The sequence below is a fragment of the Vibrio sp. R-1 genome, assembly GCF_035615595.1.
Taxonomy (GTDB): domain Bacteria; phylum Pseudomonadota; class Gammaproteobacteria; order Enterobacterales; family Vibrionaceae; genus Vibrio; species Vibrio cholerae.
The window spans coordinates 1-15,738 of record NZ_WPDC01000048.1; the positions used below are offsets into that span (position 1 = coordinate 1).

General features: G+C 49.3%; 18 protein-coding genes. 4 read left to right on the plus strand and 14 right to left on the minus strand.

Translation table 11 applies throughout. The features are described 5' to 3' along the window. Positions 1 to 48: 48 nt before the first annotated feature. The 7 genes from tatC to rmuC form a co-directional block, all read right to left on the minus strand. A complete protein-coding gene (tatC, locus tag GOU96_RS11205) occupies positions 49 to 801 on the minus strand; it encodes a twin-arginine translocase subunit TatC (protein WP_000099888.1) in 753 nt (250 codons plus the stop codon). Between the two features lie 89 nt (positions 802 to 890). Further along, complete coding sequence (gene tatB / locus GOU96_RS11210; protein WP_000459620.1) at positions 891 to 1,292, minus strand: Sec-independent protein translocase protein TatB; 402 nt, start codon at positions 1,290 to 1,292, stop codon at positions 891 to 893. Between the two features lie 3 nt (positions 1,293 to 1,295). Further along, positions 1,296 to 1,544 (minus strand): Sec-independent protein translocase subunit TatA, encoded by a 249-nt coding sequence (gene tatA, locus GOU96_RS11215; protein WP_000508969.1) that lies wholly within the window; start codon positions 1,542 to 1,544, stop codon positions 1,296 to 1,298. Positions 1,545 to 1,603: 59 nt separating this feature from the next. After that, positions 1,604 to 3,238, minus strand: a complete 1,635-nt coding sequence (gene ubiB / locus GOU96_RS11220) for a ubiquinone biosynthesis regulatory protein kinase UbiB (protein ID WP_267782421.1) — start codon at positions 3,236 to 3,238, stop codon at positions 1,604 to 1,606. Continuing rightward, the gene (locus GOU96_RS11225) at positions 3,235 to 3,840 is read right to left on the minus strand and encodes a ubiquinone biosynthesis accessory factor UbiJ (protein ID WP_001924284.1); all 606 of its coding nucleotides are present in this window, start codon (positions 3,838 to 3,840) and stop codon (positions 3,235 to 3,237) included. The genes ubiB and GOU96_RS11225 overlap by 4 nt, the downstream gene beginning before the upstream one ends. A gap of 26 nt (positions 3,841 to 3,866) precedes the next feature. Continuing rightward, entirely contained in the window at positions 3,867 to 4,649 is a 783-nt protein-coding gene (gene ubiE / locus GOU96_RS11230) for a bifunctional demethylmenaquinone methyltransferase/2-methoxy-6-polyprenyl-1,4-benzoquinol methylase UbiE (RefSeq protein ID WP_267782424.1), read from the minus strand. Between the two features lie 44 nt (positions 4,650 to 4,693). Beyond that, positions 4,694 to 6,226 carry a DNA recombination protein RmuC gene (gene rmuC, locus GOU96_RS11235; protein ID WP_175241795.1) on the minus strand — a complete coding sequence of 511 codons (1,533 nt, stop codon included), beginning with the start codon at positions 6,224 to 6,226 and terminating at the stop codon, positions 4,694 to 4,696. 122 nt (positions 6,227 to 6,348) lie between these two features. On the opposite strand from rmuC, the gene GOU96_RS11240 reads away from it, so the two are divergent. Next, positions 6,349 to 7,260, plus strand: a complete 912-nt coding sequence (locus tag GOU96_RS11240; RefSeq protein WP_174500313.1) for a DMT family transporter — start codon at positions 6,349 to 6,351, stop codon at positions 7,258 to 7,260. Here GOU96_RS11240 and GOU96_RS11245 read toward each other — a convergent pair. From GOU96_RS11245 to ftnA, 3 genes are all read right to left on the minus strand, one after another. After that, positions 7,257 to 8,444 (minus strand): NAD(P)/FAD-dependent oxidoreductase, encoded by a 1,188-nt coding sequence (locus GOU96_RS11245; RefSeq protein WP_000047962.1) that lies wholly within the window; start codon positions 8,442 to 8,444, stop codon positions 7,257 to 7,259. The genes GOU96_RS11240 and GOU96_RS11245 overlap by 4 nt on opposite strands. A 141-nt stretch (positions 8,445 to 8,585) precedes the next feature. Beyond that, positions 8,586 to 8,909 carry a universal stress protein UspB gene (gene uspB / locus GOU96_RS11250; protein WP_000623073.1) on the minus strand — a complete coding sequence of 108 codons (324 nt, stop codon included), beginning with the start codon at positions 8,907 to 8,909 and terminating at the stop codon, positions 8,586 to 8,588. 75 nt (positions 8,910 to 8,984) lie between these two features. After that, positions 8,985 to 9,512, minus strand: a complete 528-nt coding sequence (gene ftnA, locus GOU96_RS11255; protein ID WP_000951035.1) for a non-heme ferritin — start codon at positions 9,510 to 9,512, stop codon at positions 8,985 to 8,987. A 164-nt stretch (positions 9,513 to 9,676) separates the two neighbouring features. On the opposite strand from ftnA, the gene uspA reads away from it, so the two are divergent. After that, the gene (gene uspA, locus GOU96_RS11260) at positions 9,677 to 10,102 is read left to right on the plus strand and encodes a universal stress protein UspA (RefSeq protein ID WP_000121736.1); all 426 of its coding nucleotides are present in this window, start codon (positions 9,677 to 9,679) and stop codon (positions 10,100 to 10,102) included. Between the two features lie 56 nt (positions 10,103 to 10,158). Beyond that, positions 10,159 to 11,046 (plus strand): carboxylate/amino acid/amine transporter, encoded by an 888-nt coding sequence (locus GOU96_RS11265; RefSeq protein ID WP_267782428.1) that lies wholly within the window; start codon positions 10,159 to 10,161, stop codon positions 11,044 to 11,046. A gap of 95 nt (positions 11,047 to 11,141) precedes the next feature. Here the strand turns inward: GOU96_RS11265 and GOU96_RS11270 are convergent, their stop codons facing one another. The 3 genes from GOU96_RS11270 to GOU96_RS11280 form a co-directional block, all read right to left on the minus strand. Then, positions 11,142 to 11,525, minus strand: a complete 384-nt coding sequence (locus GOU96_RS11270; protein ID WP_001129202.1) for a hypothetical protein — start codon at positions 11,523 to 11,525, stop codon at positions 11,142 to 11,144. A 123-nt stretch (positions 11,526 to 11,648) separates the two neighbouring features. Then, complete coding sequence (locus GOU96_RS11275; RefSeq protein WP_267782429.1) at positions 11,649 to 12,434, minus strand: class I SAM-dependent methyltransferase; 786 nt, start codon at positions 12,432 to 12,434, stop codon at positions 11,649 to 11,651. Positions 12,435 to 12,493: 59 nt separating this feature from the next. Continuing rightward, positions 12,494 to 14,650, minus strand: coding sequence for a sensor domain-containing protein (locus tag GOU96_RS11280; protein ID WP_002045865.1), 2,157 nt, complete (start codon positions 14,648 to 14,650; stop codon positions 12,494 to 12,496). Positions 14,651 to 14,875: 225 nt separating this feature from the next. On the opposite strand from GOU96_RS11280, the gene asnC reads away from it, so the two are divergent. Then, a complete protein-coding gene (gene asnC / locus GOU96_RS11285) occupies positions 14,876 to 15,337 on the plus strand; it encodes a transcriptional regulator AsnC (RefSeq protein WP_001195187.1) in 462 nt (153 codons plus the stop codon). An 88-nt stretch (positions 15,338 to 15,425) separates the two neighbouring features. Here asnC and GOU96_RS11290 read toward each other — a convergent pair whose 3' ends face one another. Beyond that, entirely contained in the window at positions 15,426 to 15,710 is a 285-nt protein-coding gene (locus tag GOU96_RS11290; RefSeq protein WP_000060371.1) for a hypothetical protein, read from the minus strand. Positions 15,711 to 15,738 lie beyond the last annotated feature (28 nt).

The window sequence follows — 15,738 nt, forward strand, 5'->3', positions numbered from 1 at the left end:
CGATAAGGTGCCCTTCTTGACTTTACGCAGCGCTCAAAGCACGGCTCTTTATTCTTCTTCCTCTTGTCCTTCATCGGCTTCATCACGGGTATAAAAACGAGCGAAGAACAAACCAACTTCAAACAACAAGCACATAGGTATGGCGAGTAGCGTTTGCGAAATCATATCCGGCGGCGTCAGTAACATACCAACTACAAACGCACCAACGATAATGTATGGACGCTTTTCCGATAGGCTTTTAGGCGTGGTTGCGCCCGTCCAGCACAGCAGAATGATCGCAACCGGCACTTCAAACGCGATACCAAAGGCTAGAAACAGCGCCAATACAAAATCGAGATAACTCGCGATATCGGTCGCGAACTCCACACCACCGAGTGAAATGGCGGTGAAAAATCCAAACACCAGCGGAAACACCACAAAATAGGCAAACGCGACACCGCAGTAAAACAGCAGCGAGCTAGAGACCAGCAGTGGGAAGATTAAACGCCGTTCGTGCTTATATAAACCGGGAGCCACAAAAGCCCACACCTGATACAAAATGAAAGGCACTGCGAGAAACACCGCGGCAATCAACGTCAGTTTTAAAGGCGTGAAAAAGGGTGAAGCCACATCGGTCGCAATCATGGTTGCGCCCGCGGGAAGTCGCTCGACTAGGGGTTTTGAGACAAACTCGTAAATTTCATTCGAGAAATAGATCAAGCCAATAAATATCACCACCACGGCCGCCACCGCTTTCAGCAGGCGATTACGCAGTTCCAGCAAATGGCTGATCAAAGGTTGGGTCTGTTCAACGGAAGACATGCAAACCTCATGTAACAGATCAAAAAAGAGTTATCACATCAGTACTGAAACCTAGGATAACTCTTGATAAAGAGAGCTTAAAAAAGCGCTTATTCGGCCTTTTTTTCCGCCGATTGCGGCGCACTATCGAGGCGAACATCGGGCTCTGTAGCCGAACTGGGGTTGCTACTGGTAGAGCTAGCTTCGCTGCTTGGGGTTGCGGCGTAAGGACGCTGCACTTCCTGCGCGGCTTGCTTGAGTGATTCCACCGATTTTTGCAGTTCAGGAGATAAATTTTGCATCCCCATCTGCTCGGCTTTGCGCAGGTTTTCTTGCAACTCCTGCACTTTCAACTCATGCGCTAACTCATCCTTCACGCTATTGGCCATGCTTTTCGCTGCAGAGACAAACTTTGCCACGCTGCGAATCGCATGGGGTAATCGCTCAGGGCCAAGCACCACCAGCGCCACAATAGCGATCAATACCAGTTCCCAAAAACCGATATCAAACACGACTTATGCCTGCTCTTTGTCTTTTTTCACTTCAGCAGACGCATTGGTTTTGGCCTGCTCAAGATTTTTGGTTTCGAAGTCAGCATCTTTCTGATTTGCTGCGCTGTTTGACTCTTCTTCCGACATGGCTTTCTTAAAGCCTTTGACCGCGCTGCCCAAATCACTGCCAATACCACGCAGTTTCTTAGTGCCAAACAGCAATACCACGATCACTGCAATGATAAGAAGTTGCCAAATACTGATACCACCCATCTCTTTTACCTCGGGTTATGTGTGAACAAATCTTCGAACTTATCGACGCGACAAGGCGCTTACTGGCGATAAGCTCGCCAACTCAATAGCCAACATAACACGCCAATGGTCGCGCTACCGATCGCTAAAGGTTCTAATTGGTTGGAGATCCATATCGCCGAGCATACGACTAATGTGGCTCCAACACCAAACAAAAACTTTCCCGTCCCTTGTTGGCGTTTGGATTGGCGATAACCTTGATAAAGATTATCTAAACGCTGATTCAAGTTACGACCTTGCTTTAAGCTGTCATACAACAATTCTGGCAGCTCAGGCATTTTTTCAAACCATAAGGGCGCACGCTCTTTCAATGCATGCAAGAAAGCTTGTGGCCCCACTTGGTTAGCCATCCACTTTTCTAAAAACGGTTTGGCGGTTTGCCATAAATCGAGTTGTGGGTAGAGCTGACGCCCCAAGCCTTCGACATACAGCAGTGTTTTTTGCAGCAAAACTAACTGGGGCTGCACTTCCATATTGAAGCGTCGCGCGGTGTTAAACAGATTCAGTAACACGTGACCAAATGAAATCTCACACAGCGGTTTGGCGAAAATCGGCTCACACACCATGCGGATCGCCACTTCAAACTCATCGACATTGGTATCCAGTGGTACCCAACCGGAATCGACGTGCAGTTGCGCTACGCGGCGATAGTCACGATTGAAGAAGGCGAGGAAGTTTTCGGCCAGATAGCGCTTATCTTCGCTATTCAGTGTTCCGACTATGCCGCAGTCCAAACCAATCCATTGCGGGTTTTCAGGATAGTTAGGATTGACGAACACGTTACCCGGATGCATATCCGCATGGAAGAAACTGTCGCGAAACACTTGGGTGAAAAACACACTCACGCCACGTTCAGCCAGTAACTTCATATTGGTGCCGTTGGCATGAAGTCCTGCCAAGTCAGAAACTTGGATGCCGTATATTCGCTCAGAAACCATGACAGTTTCATTACAGAAATCAGTTAACACCTCAGGGACATACAACTCTTCGCTGTTTTCGAAGTTGCGGCGCAGCTGAATGGCATTGGCCGCTTCACGGCGCAGGTCCAACTCATCGAGCAAGGTTTTCTCGTATTCGCGTACCACTTCCACTGGTTTTAAGCGGCGTGCTTCCGGCAGCGCTTTAGCCACAATGCGTGCCACGCGATACATCAGCTTGATGTCGGCATCAATCTGCGGACGAATATCCGGACGAATCACTTTCAGCACCACATCACGGCCATTACTCTTGAGCTTGGCGGTGTGTACTTGGGCTATCGACGCGGAAGCTAATGGTTTGATATCAAAGTCATCAAACCAAGTTTCGAGCGGTGCACCGAGTTCTTCTTCAATCAATTGCTTGGCTTGTAGGCCATCAAACGGCGCAACTTTATCTTGCAACATCGCCAAGGGATCGGCGATGTGCGGCGGAAACAAATCACGGCGAGTCGACATCATCTGCCCAAACTTGATCCACACCGGGCCAAGTTCTTGCAGTGCCAAACGTAAACGATCGCCTAACGCTTTATCGGCGTGTTGATTGCGCAGCCAAAAAAGAGATTTACGCGCCAGTTGCGGCGCTCGGGTCAGATGATGCTCTGGCAACAGCTCATCTAAGCCATATTCGAGTTGAACTTTAACTATCCGGTATAAACGTTTCAGCTCTGCAGGTTTCATGCTTTTTCCAGTAACTGGTTCAAACGCGCTTCTAAACGCGCAGCGTGACTTTTCACGTCATCCACTTGATCGCAAAAATAGGCAATTTCCAACGGTGGCGGCGCAATCCGCCACTCTTCAGTGAGCACCTGTGCCAAGTGGTTTTGATGCTTATGCGCTTGCTGTTTTAGCGCGCCGGCGATGCTTTTCACACCATGCACGACACTGTGTGCCACCACATCACCCGTGATGCGCGATAACCACTCTTCCACATCCGGTTTGCAATCGGTCATCAGCTCGGAAAACTTCTGCGCCAGTTGGATATCGCCTTCAAGCTCTAGCTTATCTTGCTTGATCAACTGGGTAATATTGGCTTGCTCACGCAACTGAGGAAGAATCGAGAGGTTTAATGCCAGATAGCAATCCGGCTGGCCTTCAAAGCCGGTCATCACATCGATGCGCTGACTGAACACAAAGGTCAGGGATTGATTTAACTCTCGCAGATGCAGCGAAATCACTTTGCCTTTCAGGCGCAGCAGTTTGCGGCCTAACGCCGGATCATCATTGATGAGCGTGTTGAGCGTGGTTTCAATCACCGCGGTCAGCAAAGGAGACAGTGGCATGGTTGCAAGCAATGACATAGCAGCCCTTAAAATTTGTAACCACGATGCAGCGCCACAATGCCGCCGGTCAGGTTGTAATAGGTGGTTTGTTCAAAACCCGCCTCTTCCATCATGCCTTTTAGAGTCTCTTGGTCCGGATGCATGCGGATCGACTCAGCGAGATAACGATAGCTGTCTGCATCATTGGCGATCAACTGCCCCATCTTAGGCAAAATATGGAACGAGTAAGTGTCATAAAGCTTAGACAGCGGCTCAAGGATCGGCTTAGAAAACTCCAGCACCAACAGGCGGCCGCCGGGTTTCAATACACGGAACATCGAACGCAGTGCTTTATCTTTGTCGGTCACGTTACGCAGACAGAAACTGATGGTGATGCAGTCAAAATAGTTGTCTGGGAAAGGCAGCTCTTCGGCGTTGGCTTGCACGTAATGCACATTGCCTACCACGCCGCTGTCGCGCAGTTTCTCGCGGCCGACATTGAGCATTGAGTTATTGATATCGGCCAAAATCACATGGCCTTTCTCGCCCACAATACGCGAGAATTTCGCGGTTAAATCGCCTGTACCGCCGCCCAAATCGAGAATGCGTTGTCCCGGACGTGCGCCTGAACAATCGATGGTAAAGCGCTTCCATAAACGGTGGATACCACCCGACATCAGGTCATTCATGATGTCGTATTTGGCCGCAACCGAGTGAAACACTTGCGCGACTTTATGTACTTTTTCATCTTTACGTACGGTTTCAAACCCGAAGTGGGTCGTTTCCTGATTGTCTGTTGCAGAGTTTGCTAGCACGTTGGTGTCCGTCATTATTTTTCCTCTTTGGCCGTCATGACTTCGGCGACTGCGGGCGATTAGTTTACTTTATCCTCAATCGGATGTCTTTCTACTAAAGGGGCATTTTCCTGATCCGGCGCTTGTTGTGCGCGTTCAATCAATGGCTGAGGGATAGAACGTTTGATTTCCACCCCAAGCTGTTTGAAGCTTTCCGCCTGACGAATGGCGTTACCACGCCCAGTCACCAGCTTATTCATCGCCCCTTGGTAGCTCTGATTAGCTTTATCCAGCGCACCGCCTAGCCCTTCCATGTCTTCTACGAACAAACGCAGCTTATCGTACAACTTGCTAGCACGTTCGGCGATCAGCTGCGCATTTTGATTCTGCCGCTCGTTGCGCCATAAGTTGTCAATGGTGCGCAGCGCCACCAGCAAAGTAGTAGGGCTGACCAAAATAATGTTCTGCTCCATCGCGTCTTTGACCAAGCTTGGGTCGGCTTGAATCGCGACTTGAAACGCGGGTTCAACCGGAATAAACATCAGCACGTAATCGAGGCTCTGAATGCCTTTGAGTTGATGGTAATCTTTCTGCCCTAGCCCACGAATATGGTTACGCAGCGCAAGTAAGTGCTCACGTAATGCGCTATCTCGCTCACTATCGGTTTCCGCATGGAAGTAACGCTCATACGCGACCAAAGCCATTTTCGAGTCAATTACTACCTGTTTGTTTTGCGGCAAATGGACAATCACATCTGGCTGATAACGCTTACCCGCTTCGTTTTGTAAGCTGACTTGAGTTTGGTATTCATGTCCTTCGCGCAGCCCAGATTCCGCCAGCACACGCGCCAACACCACTTCGCCCCAGTTGCCTTGCTGCTTGTTATCCCCTTTCAGCGCTTGGGTCAGGTTGACCGCTTCTTTGGCCATCTGCTCATTAAGGCGCTGCAAGTTACGCAGTTCATGCACTAAGGTGTGACGCTCTTTGGCTTCGTGGTTAAAGCTATCATTGACCTGCTTTTTAAAACCTTCGAGCTGCTCTTTAAGTGGTGTGAGCAGACCTTCCAAACTCTGGCGGTTTTGCACATCGACCGTGGCGGTTTTGTGCTCAAACACCTGATTGGCTAAATGCTCAAATTGCTGTTTTAGGCGCTCTTCGGCTCGTTCAAGCAGCTGCAATTTTTCTTGGCTCGCCACCAATTGCTGCTGATGCCGCGCTTCTTGTTCACGCAATTGGCTTTCTAACTCGGCTTTCGCGGCGCGCACTTGGTTTAGCTCATCGGCATACTGCTGGCGCTCTTGTTTCACCGCCTCAAAGTAACGCAGCTTTTCCAGCACTGCCATAAACTTGCCGTGTGATTGCTTAAGTTCAAGTTCGTTTTTGTCACGTAACGCATCCAGCTCATCCAACTCTTGCTGCGCTGTGGTGAGCTGCTCATTAAGCTGCTGAATTTGCTGCGCATGCCAGTGGGTTTGCTGCTCAAGTTGTTGCTCAAGCAATTGGGTTTGCAGTTGGTAGCGCTGCTTGACCCACCAGCCGATCGCCACCCCAGTGGCGCCTGCGCTCACTAACGCCGACCACAATGCGCTTTGATTTTCAAAAATCCATTGCATGTTGAACACTTACTGTGATTTATCTCGATCAAAATGGTATTTCGGCACTGGATAAATGTCCAGTTTGTTGCGCATTTATTCTCCCCTAGACTAGCGAAAAACAAGGATAAGAGAGTTTCAGGATGAATGAAAAACGCGCGTTGGGTTTGGGCTTGGCTTCGGTGCTGTTGTGGTCAACGGTCGCGACTGCTTTTAAATTAACGCTGGCCGAGTTAAACCCGCTGCAAATGGTGACGGTGGCGAGCATTGTCTCCGCACTCGCGTTACTGGTGATTTGTGCTGCGATTGGCAAGCTTAAGCTGATCGTCCCCACTTTACTGGCCAATCCGTTTTACTACCTGTTGCTTGGACTGATTAACCCACTCGCCTATTACCTGATTTTGTTTAAAGCCTATTCGCTGCTGCCTGCGTCACAAGCGCAAGCCATCAACTACAGTTGGGCGATCACCCTCACCTTGATGGCGGCGCTGTTTCTCGGCCAACGCATTCGTAAACAAGATTGGATCGCCTGTGCTCTGAGTTACTTTGGTGTCGTGGTGATTGCCACGAAAGGTGACTTACTCGGTTTGCAATTTGAAAGCCCACTCGGGGTTGGTCTCGCCCTGCTGTCGACTCTGCTGTGGGCAGGATATTGGATTCTCAATACCAAAAACAAAGCCGACCCCATTGTCGGTGTGTTACTCGGCTTTCTGCTCGCCATCCCGTTTGCGCTGGCGCTGTGTTGGTACGAAAACCTCAATTGGCAAGGCATCACCACTCAAGGTTGGTTAGCAGTCACTTACGTGGGGCTGTTTGAAATGGGGATCACTTTCGTGCTTTGGCTCAGCGCGCTGAAAAATACCCAGAACACCGCGCGCATCAGTAACCTGATTTTTGCTTCGCCTTTTATTTCGCTGTTTCTACTCGCGACCATCATTGGCGAAGCGATCCACCCAACCACTTTGATCGGTTTAGTGCTGATTATTGCGGGACTTGTGGTTCAGCAGTGGCAAGGCCGTAAAGCGCAACCTAGCGAAGCAAAACTGAACCCCTAAACCCACTGGCCGGCGACGTAGCCACTCGACCAAGCCCATTGGAAGTTATAGCCGCCGAGCCAGCCAGTCACATCCATCACTTCACCGATAAAGAATAAGCCTTTGACGGTTTTGCACTCCATGGTTTTGGATGAGAGGCAATCGGTATCCACGCCACCAAGCGTCACCTCTGCGGTGCGATAGCCTTCGGTACCGTTTGGCACAATCGACCACTGCTCTAAACGGGTTTGCACCGCGTCAAGCTCTTTGGGGGAATACTGTTTCAGCGGTTTATCGGCAAACAGTTGGCGTTCAATCAGCACTTCAACCAGCCGCTTGGGCAACACTTTCGATAAGGTATTTTTCAAACTCTGGTTCGGGTGCGCTTCTTTTTCACTACTCAACAACTCAGCCAAATCCACGTCTGGGACTAAATTGGTGGTGATGGTTTGTCCTGGCGTCCAATAAGAGGAAATTTGTAGTACTGCAGGGCCAGATAAGCCGCGGTGAGTAAACAGCAAGGCTTCTTTGAAGGTTTTACCGCATTCTGCGCGCATCTCCACAGGAATCGCCACACCCGATAACGGCGCGAAATCTTCCTTATCTTGCACATGCAACGTAAATGGCACTAAACCTGCGCTGGTACTGATCACGGGCAAGCCAAACTGCTCTGCGATTTTGTAGCCAAACGGCGTGGCACCGAGTTTCGGCATCGATAAACCGCCGGTGGCAACCACCAGCGACGCGCACTCAATCTCACCTATGGTGGTTTGCAGAGTAAAACCTTGCTCGGTGTGGGCTATGGCGCTGATTTCAACTTGATAGCGCTGCTCGATATTCGGTTGGTTACACTCGCTGAGTAGCATGTCCACAATCTCTTTGGCCGAATCAAGACAAAACAGCTGACCGTGATCGCGCTCTTCAAAGGCAATACCGTATTTGCTGACCAGCGAGATAAAATCCCAGTTGGTGTATTGCGAAAGCGCCGATTTCACAAAGTGTGGGTTTTGGCACAAGTAGTTCGCCGCCGAGACATCGTAATTGGTGAAATTACAGCGTCCACCACCGGAAATCAGAATTTTTCGACCCGGTTTTTTAGCATGATCGAGCAGCAATACCTGACGGCCGCGTCGCGCCGCCTGTGCTGCGCACATCAATCCCGCCGCACCTGCGCCAATAATTACCACATCGACTGTTTTGCTCATCACTGCCACCTAATCGCATAAAAAAAGGATGTGCTGAGTGCACATCCTTACTCACTTGGGCGGCTATTCTAACGGCAAATCGCTACTCTGCCAACGCAATGCACGTGTTGGCAAACCGCATTCGAGAAGCTCTCCGGCGCACTAAAGCATAAACGCGACGACTGTGGTAAGCACCAACAGTGAACCCGACAAAATGAACAGCTCACGTACCCGATCGCACTTACCAGTAAACACAGGATCATGATGGTGGTGATACTCACGACTTTTCAGGTAATGGTATAAACGCACCTGCTTAGTCACATTGCCATGGGTGGTGAAAAAGCCGCGCCCATCGACTTGTTGATAAAGGAGCGGGTGAGCTTCACGCATGATGTAAATAAGCGAGCGCAGCGCTGTCACATAACGTGCCACATTAATCGCAGTCACGAGCATAAGCGCAAATAGAATGGTATCTCCACTGATCATCTTTTCCTCCCTACATCTTGTGTTGAGAATGCCCAGAGAAAAAGACGATCGCTTCAGTTTGTCTTTTTGCTGATCTTACTCAGCAGGGGCATCCATGACAGAAGATGAGCCTTTTTTTGCCAATGCAGCTAGATCTTTATCGATAAAGAACAACGCCTTACCATCTTCACCGACCAGCTCTAGCTTATCTAAAATCCCTTTAAACAACTTCTCTTCTTCGTGCTGTTCAGCCACGTACCACTGAAGGAAGTTAAAAGTTGAGTAGTCTTGGGAGGTGAACGCCACATGAGCCAGTTTATTAATCTGTTGCGTGATCTTCTGTTCATGTTGGTACGTCTCACGAAACACTTCACCCAGTGAAGCAAAATCGTGGCGTGGCGCAGCGATCGCACCAAGGATTGGCAATGCACCGGTTTCACTCACATAAGTGAACAGACGCTGCATGTGCTGCATTTCTTCTACTGCGTGAGCGCGTAAAAACTCTGCAGCTCCGTCAAATCCTTTGTCTTCACACCAAGCACTCATTTGTAAGTATAGATTGGATGAAAAAAATTCGAGGTTAATTTGCTCATTGAGATGTTCTACCATCGCTTGCGACAACATAAAAAACTCCTGATTCACTCTAACTATTTGAACGCACTATAGCATGTTCGGTAGTTATTGTAGTCATCACCTAACCCATCGCCATCAAACTGAGATCGCTGCGACAAAAAAATCGCCACTCCAGTGCTACGCTGTGTTTAGTCACCCGAATAGGAGTCAGTACAATGAGTTATCAACATCTTTTGGTTGCGGTCGACCTGTCTGAAGACAGCAAACTGCTGGTTGAAAAAGCGGTGGCTCTGGCCAAACCTCTCAATGCGGAAGTCTCATTTATTCATATCGACGTGAACTACGCCGAGCTGTACACGGGCCTTATCGACATTAATTTGGCCGAAACGCAACATCACGCGATGGAAGCGTCACAAAAGCAACTGCAGGATTTGGCGCAGCATGCCAATTACCCCATCAAGCATACCTTGGTCGGTAGCGGCGATTTAACCAATGAGCTGTGCGAAACCATCAGTGAGTTTAACGTGGATTTACTGGTGTGTGGCCATCACCAAGACTTCTGGAGCAAACTGCTCTCTTCCACACGGCAACTGATCAACAGCTCGCCAGTGGATATGTTAGTCATTCCACTCAACGACTGACGAACAGAAAAGACTCAGGTAGACTGCTGATTTCCATTCACTCATTCAATAGCGTTATGGTTTATCTTTCAGCAGTCACCCTGTTATGGGCATTTTCATTTAGCCTGATCGGCGTTTATCTTGCCGGTCAGGTTGATTCTTGGTTTGCCGTTTGGATGCGAGTGGCTCTCGCGAGTTTAGTCTTCATTCCCTTTCTGCGTTTCAAAGGTGTACCGCGCGCCCTGATTGCCAAATTAATGGCGATTGGCGGTGTTCAACTTGGCTTGATGTACTGTTTCTACTATCAGTCTTTCTTGCTGCTCTCGGTTCCCGAAGTCTTACTGTTTACCGTTTTTACCCCGATTTATGTCACGCTGATTTACGATTTCCTTAAAGAGCGTTTTTCGCCTTGGTATTTAGTGACCGCTTTCATCGCTGTGCTCGGTGCCGTGTTCATTAAATTCGCTGGCATTAATGAACACTTCATGACCGGTTTTCTTGTCGTGCAGGGAGCCAACCTCTGCTTTGCGATTGGCCAAGTCGGCTACAAATATGTGATGGAACAAGAGTCTACCGAATTACCCCAACACACGGTATTTGGCTATTTCTATCTAGGCGCTTTGCTGGTGGCCAGCGTTGCTTTTCTGCTGCTGGGTAATCCGGAAAAGCTCCCGACGACCTCAGTACAATGGAGCATCTTGATCTATTTGGGATTGATTGCTTCTGGGCTTGGTTACTTTGCTTGGAACAAAGGCGCCTGCATGGTCAACGCGGGAGCGTTAGCCATCATGAATAACGCTTTGGTACCCGCAGGCTTGGTGGTAAATATTCTGATTTGGAACCGCGAAGTCGATTTGGTGCGCTTATCGCTAGGTGGTGCGATTATTCTTGGCTCGCTGTGGATTAATGAAACTTGGGTGAAACGCCGAGTAGAAAGGGATTATCAGCGTCAAGGTTTGCTCTAACCGAGATGAAATGACTCATCAAGAGACGCAAAAGCCCATCGGAGATGGGCTTTTTTAGGTCTGCGATAGTTGACACTTCAGCGCAATGATTCGGCTCAATGCATGCTCTGCGCTGTCGCTCTCTCTACCACTGGTGTTGGATGCCTTTGTCCAACTTTGCCTTCTAGCAGTTGCTGCTTTTTCATTAACTTACGCTGCTTTTTAAGCACTTTTTCCAGTTTTTTGTGGAATTTGCGCTGCTTTTTAAGGCTGGCTTTGGGAAGCAGGCTGACCACACCACTTTCATGAGCAGGAAGTGTCACCACAGTCGCTACGGGCGCCGGAAGACTCATGGCTTGCGGTTTACACAAGCTTTTTTTATCCCCCGCCACGCGCGCGCAAGCCCGACACAAAAACTGCGGCTCAGCGACCAGACGCTCAATTTCACTTAGGGAAGTCGCAATCTCATGACGACTGAGTTTGCATAGACGTTTAGCCACAACCACTCCAGCTAAAATACGAATTATTCTCAGACGCAGATATTACGTCCTTCATCCAAAAACACAAGTCAGATTGTGGTGTGCCCTCGCTTCGTGAGTAAAGCGGCTTGATTGGCCAGCGCGCTATTCGCCACTCATTGCGGCAATCACATAAACATCAAACCGGTTTTTCTTGGTTTCCATCGCCATGCTCGGTTTACGATTACTCAGCCAAGGCGCGTAATCAGGCCGCTTAACCACAACCCGTTTTTGCGCCAGTTGCAGCGCAGGTTCAAGCAGAGCATCGGCATCATTATCCGCCCCCACCAGAGACTGAAATACGCGCATCTCTTTTTTGACCAAGGCGGTTTTTTTCTTATTTTCGGGGTGTGGATACATGGGGTCGAGGTAGACCACATCGGGAGCAACAAAATTCGGATCGGAGGCCAATTGCTGCAGTGCATCATGACTTGAGGCGTGCAGCAGACTGATGCGCTCACTGACCCAAGCACCGATTTCATTATCTTGTTTGGCGCGCTGTAAACCATCTTCCAGTAAGGCGGCAACCACAGGATGTCGTTCTACCATCTGTACCCGACAACCCAAGGACGCCAACACAAACGCATCACGACCTAAACCCGCCGTTGCATCTAAAACCACTGGCGTGACGCCTTTATTTAGCCCAGCCGCTTTGGCGATCGATTGCCCTTTACCACCACCAAATTTGCGGCGGTGTGCGACCGCACCTTCTACCCAATCGACGTAAATGGCCCCCAGTTTAGGTTCATCTAATTTGCGTAGCTCAAGGCGCTCTTCACTGAGTACCAAAGCAAATGGGCTATCATCACTGGCTTGCAGTTGCCAACGCGCAGCAATCTGCTCCAACTCTTGCGCACGGTGAGGCGCTTGGCAAATCAGTTGAATCAACAAGGGAACTCCGAAAACCGAGATAAAACGGCGCTCAGTGTAGCGGATTTTATCGGCAAACCCTACGCTTTCTCTTTGAGTTGCTCGGCAACCCAATCAGCGATCGGTTGTGGGCGGCTGAATAGATAGCCTTGCGCGTAATCCACACCAATCTGCTGCAAAGCCTCAAGTATCTGCTGGTTTTCAACAAACTCCGCCACGGTGCTTTTGCCCATCTGCTTGGTCAATTCATGGATAGAGCGGACCATCAAGCGATCCATCTCATTTTTGTCCATATCACACACAAAAATGCCATCAATTTTGACGATATCGACCGGCAGTTTCTGCAGATAACCGAACGAGGAGAGCCCCGAGCCAAAATCATCCAGAGCCAACACGCAACCTAAGCTTTTGAGCTGAGATAACACCTTGATCGCTTGATTGAGATTGCGCATCGCAGCCGTTTCGGTGATTTCAAAACAGACTTTACTGCATGGAATGCGGCTATCGCGCAATCTTTCGAGCAGGAAGGCCACAAAATCTGGATTGCCAATCGAGTTACCCGATAGGTTAATCGAAACGCGCCCCAGTTTATCTAACACTTGCGGACGCGCTTCCAACCAGTTAAAGGTCTGCTCGACAATTTTCCGATCCAGACGGTGCGCCAAGTTATAACGCTCAGAGGCGGGAACGAAAATGCCCGGTGAAACGTACTCCCCTGCGGCGTTTTTAATTCGCACTAAGACTTCGAAATGAAGCAACACATCGGGTTGATTGAGCGGCACAATGCGCTGAGCAAATAGCTCAATTCGCTCATTGGCGAGCGCATCGTGCACTAGATTCACCGACTCCATTTCCAATTGGCGCCGGCGCAAATCCTCATCATCCTGCCGATAGAGGTTGAAGCGATTGCGTCCTTCCTCTTTGGCGGCATGGCACGCCGTATCCGCTTGTGCATGCACCATTTGTGGTGATGTCGCAGTATGGTCAATCATACGGATCCCGATCGAACAGGTCAGATTAAAGCGAATATGCTCCCAGACAAACGCCACTTCACTGAGCGCATGGATAATGCTTTGCGCCACCAACACTGCATCACGCTCGGTGCAATCACGCAGTAATACGGAAAACTCATCGCCACCCATACGCGCCAAGGTGGCTTTAAAGGGCAACACATCTTCCAGCATGCTGGCACAGAACTGAATCGCGCCATCGCCTGCATCATGGCCCGCAGTATCGTTGAGCACTTTAAGCTGATCGAGATCGAGATACAGCATAGCGTGGGTGCGTAATTGACTTTCGGTTTCTTTCAGTGCCTTGGCCAGTTCTAGCTCAAACTGGTTTCGGTTTAGAGTGTGGGTCAATAAATCATAGCGAGCTTGATACGCCAGTTGGTCGGCAAGCTGGCGGGTTTCGGTAATGTCTTCCCCAACGATTAACAGCGTGCCCGTTTCGACCAGCGGACGAATGTTCTCCCGTACCCACACCGTTTCACCGGAGTGATGGCGATAACACACTTCTCGCCGCCAAACAGAAGAAGCATGGCGGCTCGGTAGCAGTAGCATCTGCCTTGGTGTCAGTACCTCTTCATCTTGATAAAAATCGCGGATATGGTGCCCAAGCATGACATCGGCGGGATAGCCCAGCAGCTGTTCAGCAAAATGATTCACTTGTTGAATGTGGTTACGCTCATCCAAGGTTAGCATCATCACTGGCTGCTGATCGTAATAATGGCGAAGGCTAGCTTCACGCTGGAAGAGTTTATCTTCGGTAATTTTTCGCCAAGTAATGTCTTGTGCTTCAAGCAGAATTTGTGACTCTTCGCGAGTCGGTAGCGGCTTAAACTGACACTCCAGCACGATGGCTCCAAGCTCAGGATGCCAAATTTCGGCGTTAAACTGGCGAGTTTGCGGCACGGACTCAGAGAAATAGTTCTGAATGTGTTCGACCGCTGAATCCTCCCAACCTTTGTGCTGCCAGATCGGTCTTAGCAAACTTTCACCATGTCGATACAGCAGTCCCTGTAACTTGCCATTGCAGGAAATAATCCGACCTTCTAAGTCAAAGATCCCGATGTAGTGTGTGCTTTGATCAAAGATCGACTCCAGTAATTTTTGGTTGGTGCGTAAGCGTTGAATATAGTGGTACTGGCGCACTGTTAAGATGCTTAAAACCATGATGGCGACAAGCGCCACAATCCACAACATGGCGTTTGCTGCAAGCTCGCTGTCCCATGGCACGCGACTCGTTCCTAGATTGTCTAACGGTTGGCTCGATAAGGTTGGTTCTTGCGCGACTAGGTTGGCCGTCCAAAAGCAGCCCAACCCAATAGCAAGAGGCAGCGCATATTTGTTGTACCAGTGTCGCAATCGGCTCAAGTCAGACTCCAAGGTTAAACAATCGTTTTAATGGTGGTAAAGTAAGCACACTTTAATTTCATGTCGGCATGACTGTCAGGAAAGACAATGCAAACCACCACCAAACTCGATGAATTGGATCGCGCCATCCTGAAAATTCTAATGGACGATGCTCGCACGCCTTACGCAGAAATGGCCAAACAGTTTAATGTTAGTCCAGCTACGATTCACGTGCGAATAGAGAAGATGAAAGCGGCCGATATTATCCAAGGCACCGAAGTGGTCGTAAATACCAAAAAGCTCGGTTATGACGTCTGTTGTTTTATTGGGATTAATTTGAATGCCGCGCGTGATTACCATTCAGCGCTCGCCAAACTGAATGCACTGGATGAAGTGGTTGAAGCTTATTACACCACAGGAGCTTATAACATTTTCGTCAAGCTGATGTGCCGCTCGATTGAAGAACTGCAGCATGTATTGATCGATAAACTGCAAGCCATCGATGAAGTACAATCCACCGAAACGCTGATTTCCCTGCAAAACCCGATCAGCCGTAACGTTAATCCTTAACGGCATAACGGCTCACTGAGTATCACTAAGCCTTGTCATTGACTTATCGTGGTACACGAACAAGGCGATATAGGGAACGAGCGTTCGATTAGCGTTTTTGTAAGTAATTCAGAAGCTCTTCCGCAGAGATGCCCTGTTTAGCGAGTTCTTTAGCCATGGTTTCGACTTGCTCGCCCTTGCGTGACTCGATCACTTGCTGGAACTGGTAAACCAGATCGCGTAGCACTGTCAGTGGCACTTGCTTGGCCGCACTGCGAATACGTTCACTGCTTTGATTGCCTAATTCATTAAGCAACTTGCCATACATCACCTTTTCTGGAGATTCATCAAGTTGTTCCAGAATGCGAGCCATTTCATAGGTGGTTAGAGACATGGTGTTTTGGATTCCAAACGGTTAGTCA

What these genes read in the sequence shown, in the direction of transcription:
- ftnA (WP_000951035.1), bottom strand. Translation starts at nt 9,512, where the DNA reads ATGTTGTCGCAAGCGATGGTAGAACATCTCAATGAGCAAATTAACCTC.
- uspB (WP_000623073.1), bottom strand. Translation starts at nt 8,909, where the DNA reads ATGATCAGTGGAGATACCATTCTATTTGCGCTTATGCTCGTGACTGCG.
- GOU96_RS11265 (WP_267782428.1), top strand. Translation starts at nt 10,159, where the DNA reads ATGGTTTATCTTTCAGCAGTCACCCTGTTATGGGCATTTTCATTTAGC.
- uspA (WP_000121736.1), top strand. Translation starts at nt 9,677, where the DNA reads ATGAGTTATCAACATCTTTTGGTTGCGGTCGACCTGTCTGAAGACAGC.
- GOU96_RS11240 (WP_174500313.1), top strand. Translation starts at nt 6,349, where the DNA reads ATGAATGAAAAACGCGCGTTGGGTTTGGGCTTGGCTTCGGTGCTGTTG.
- tatA (WP_000508969.1), bottom strand. Translation starts at nt 1,544, where the DNA reads ATGGGTGGTATCAGTATTTGGCAACTTCTTATCATTGCAGTGATCGTG.
- asnC (WP_001195187.1), top strand. Translation starts at nt 14,876, where the DNA reads ATGCAAACCACCACCAAACTCGATGAATTGGATCGCGCCATCCTGAAA.
- rmuC (WP_175241795.1), bottom strand. Translation starts at nt 6,226, where the DNA reads ATGCAATGGATTTTTGAAAATCAAAGCGCATTGTGGTCGGCGTTAGTG.
- ubiB (WP_267782421.1), bottom strand. Translation starts at nt 3,238, where the DNA reads ATGAAACCTGCAGAGCTGAAACGTTTATACCGGATAGTTAAAGTTCAA.
- ubiE (WP_267782424.1), bottom strand. Translation starts at nt 4,649, where the DNA reads ATGACGGACACCAACGTGCTAGCAAACTCTGCAACAGACAATCAGGAA.
- GOU96_RS11245 (WP_000047962.1), bottom strand. Translation starts at nt 8,444, where the DNA reads ATGAGCAAAACAGTCGATGTGGTAATTATTGGCGCAGGTGCGGCGGGA.
- tatC (WP_000099888.1), bottom strand. Translation starts at nt 801, where the DNA reads ATGTCTTCCGTTGAACAGACCCAACCTTTGATCAGCCATTTGCTGGAA.
- GOU96_RS11290 (WP_000060371.1), bottom strand. Translation starts at nt 15,710, where the DNA reads ATGTCTCTAACCACCTATGAAATGGCTCGCATTCTGGAACAACTTGAT.
- GOU96_RS11225 (WP_001924284.1), bottom strand. Translation starts at nt 3,840, where the DNA reads ATGCCACTGTCTCCTTTGCTGACCGCGGTGATTGAAACCACGCTCAAC.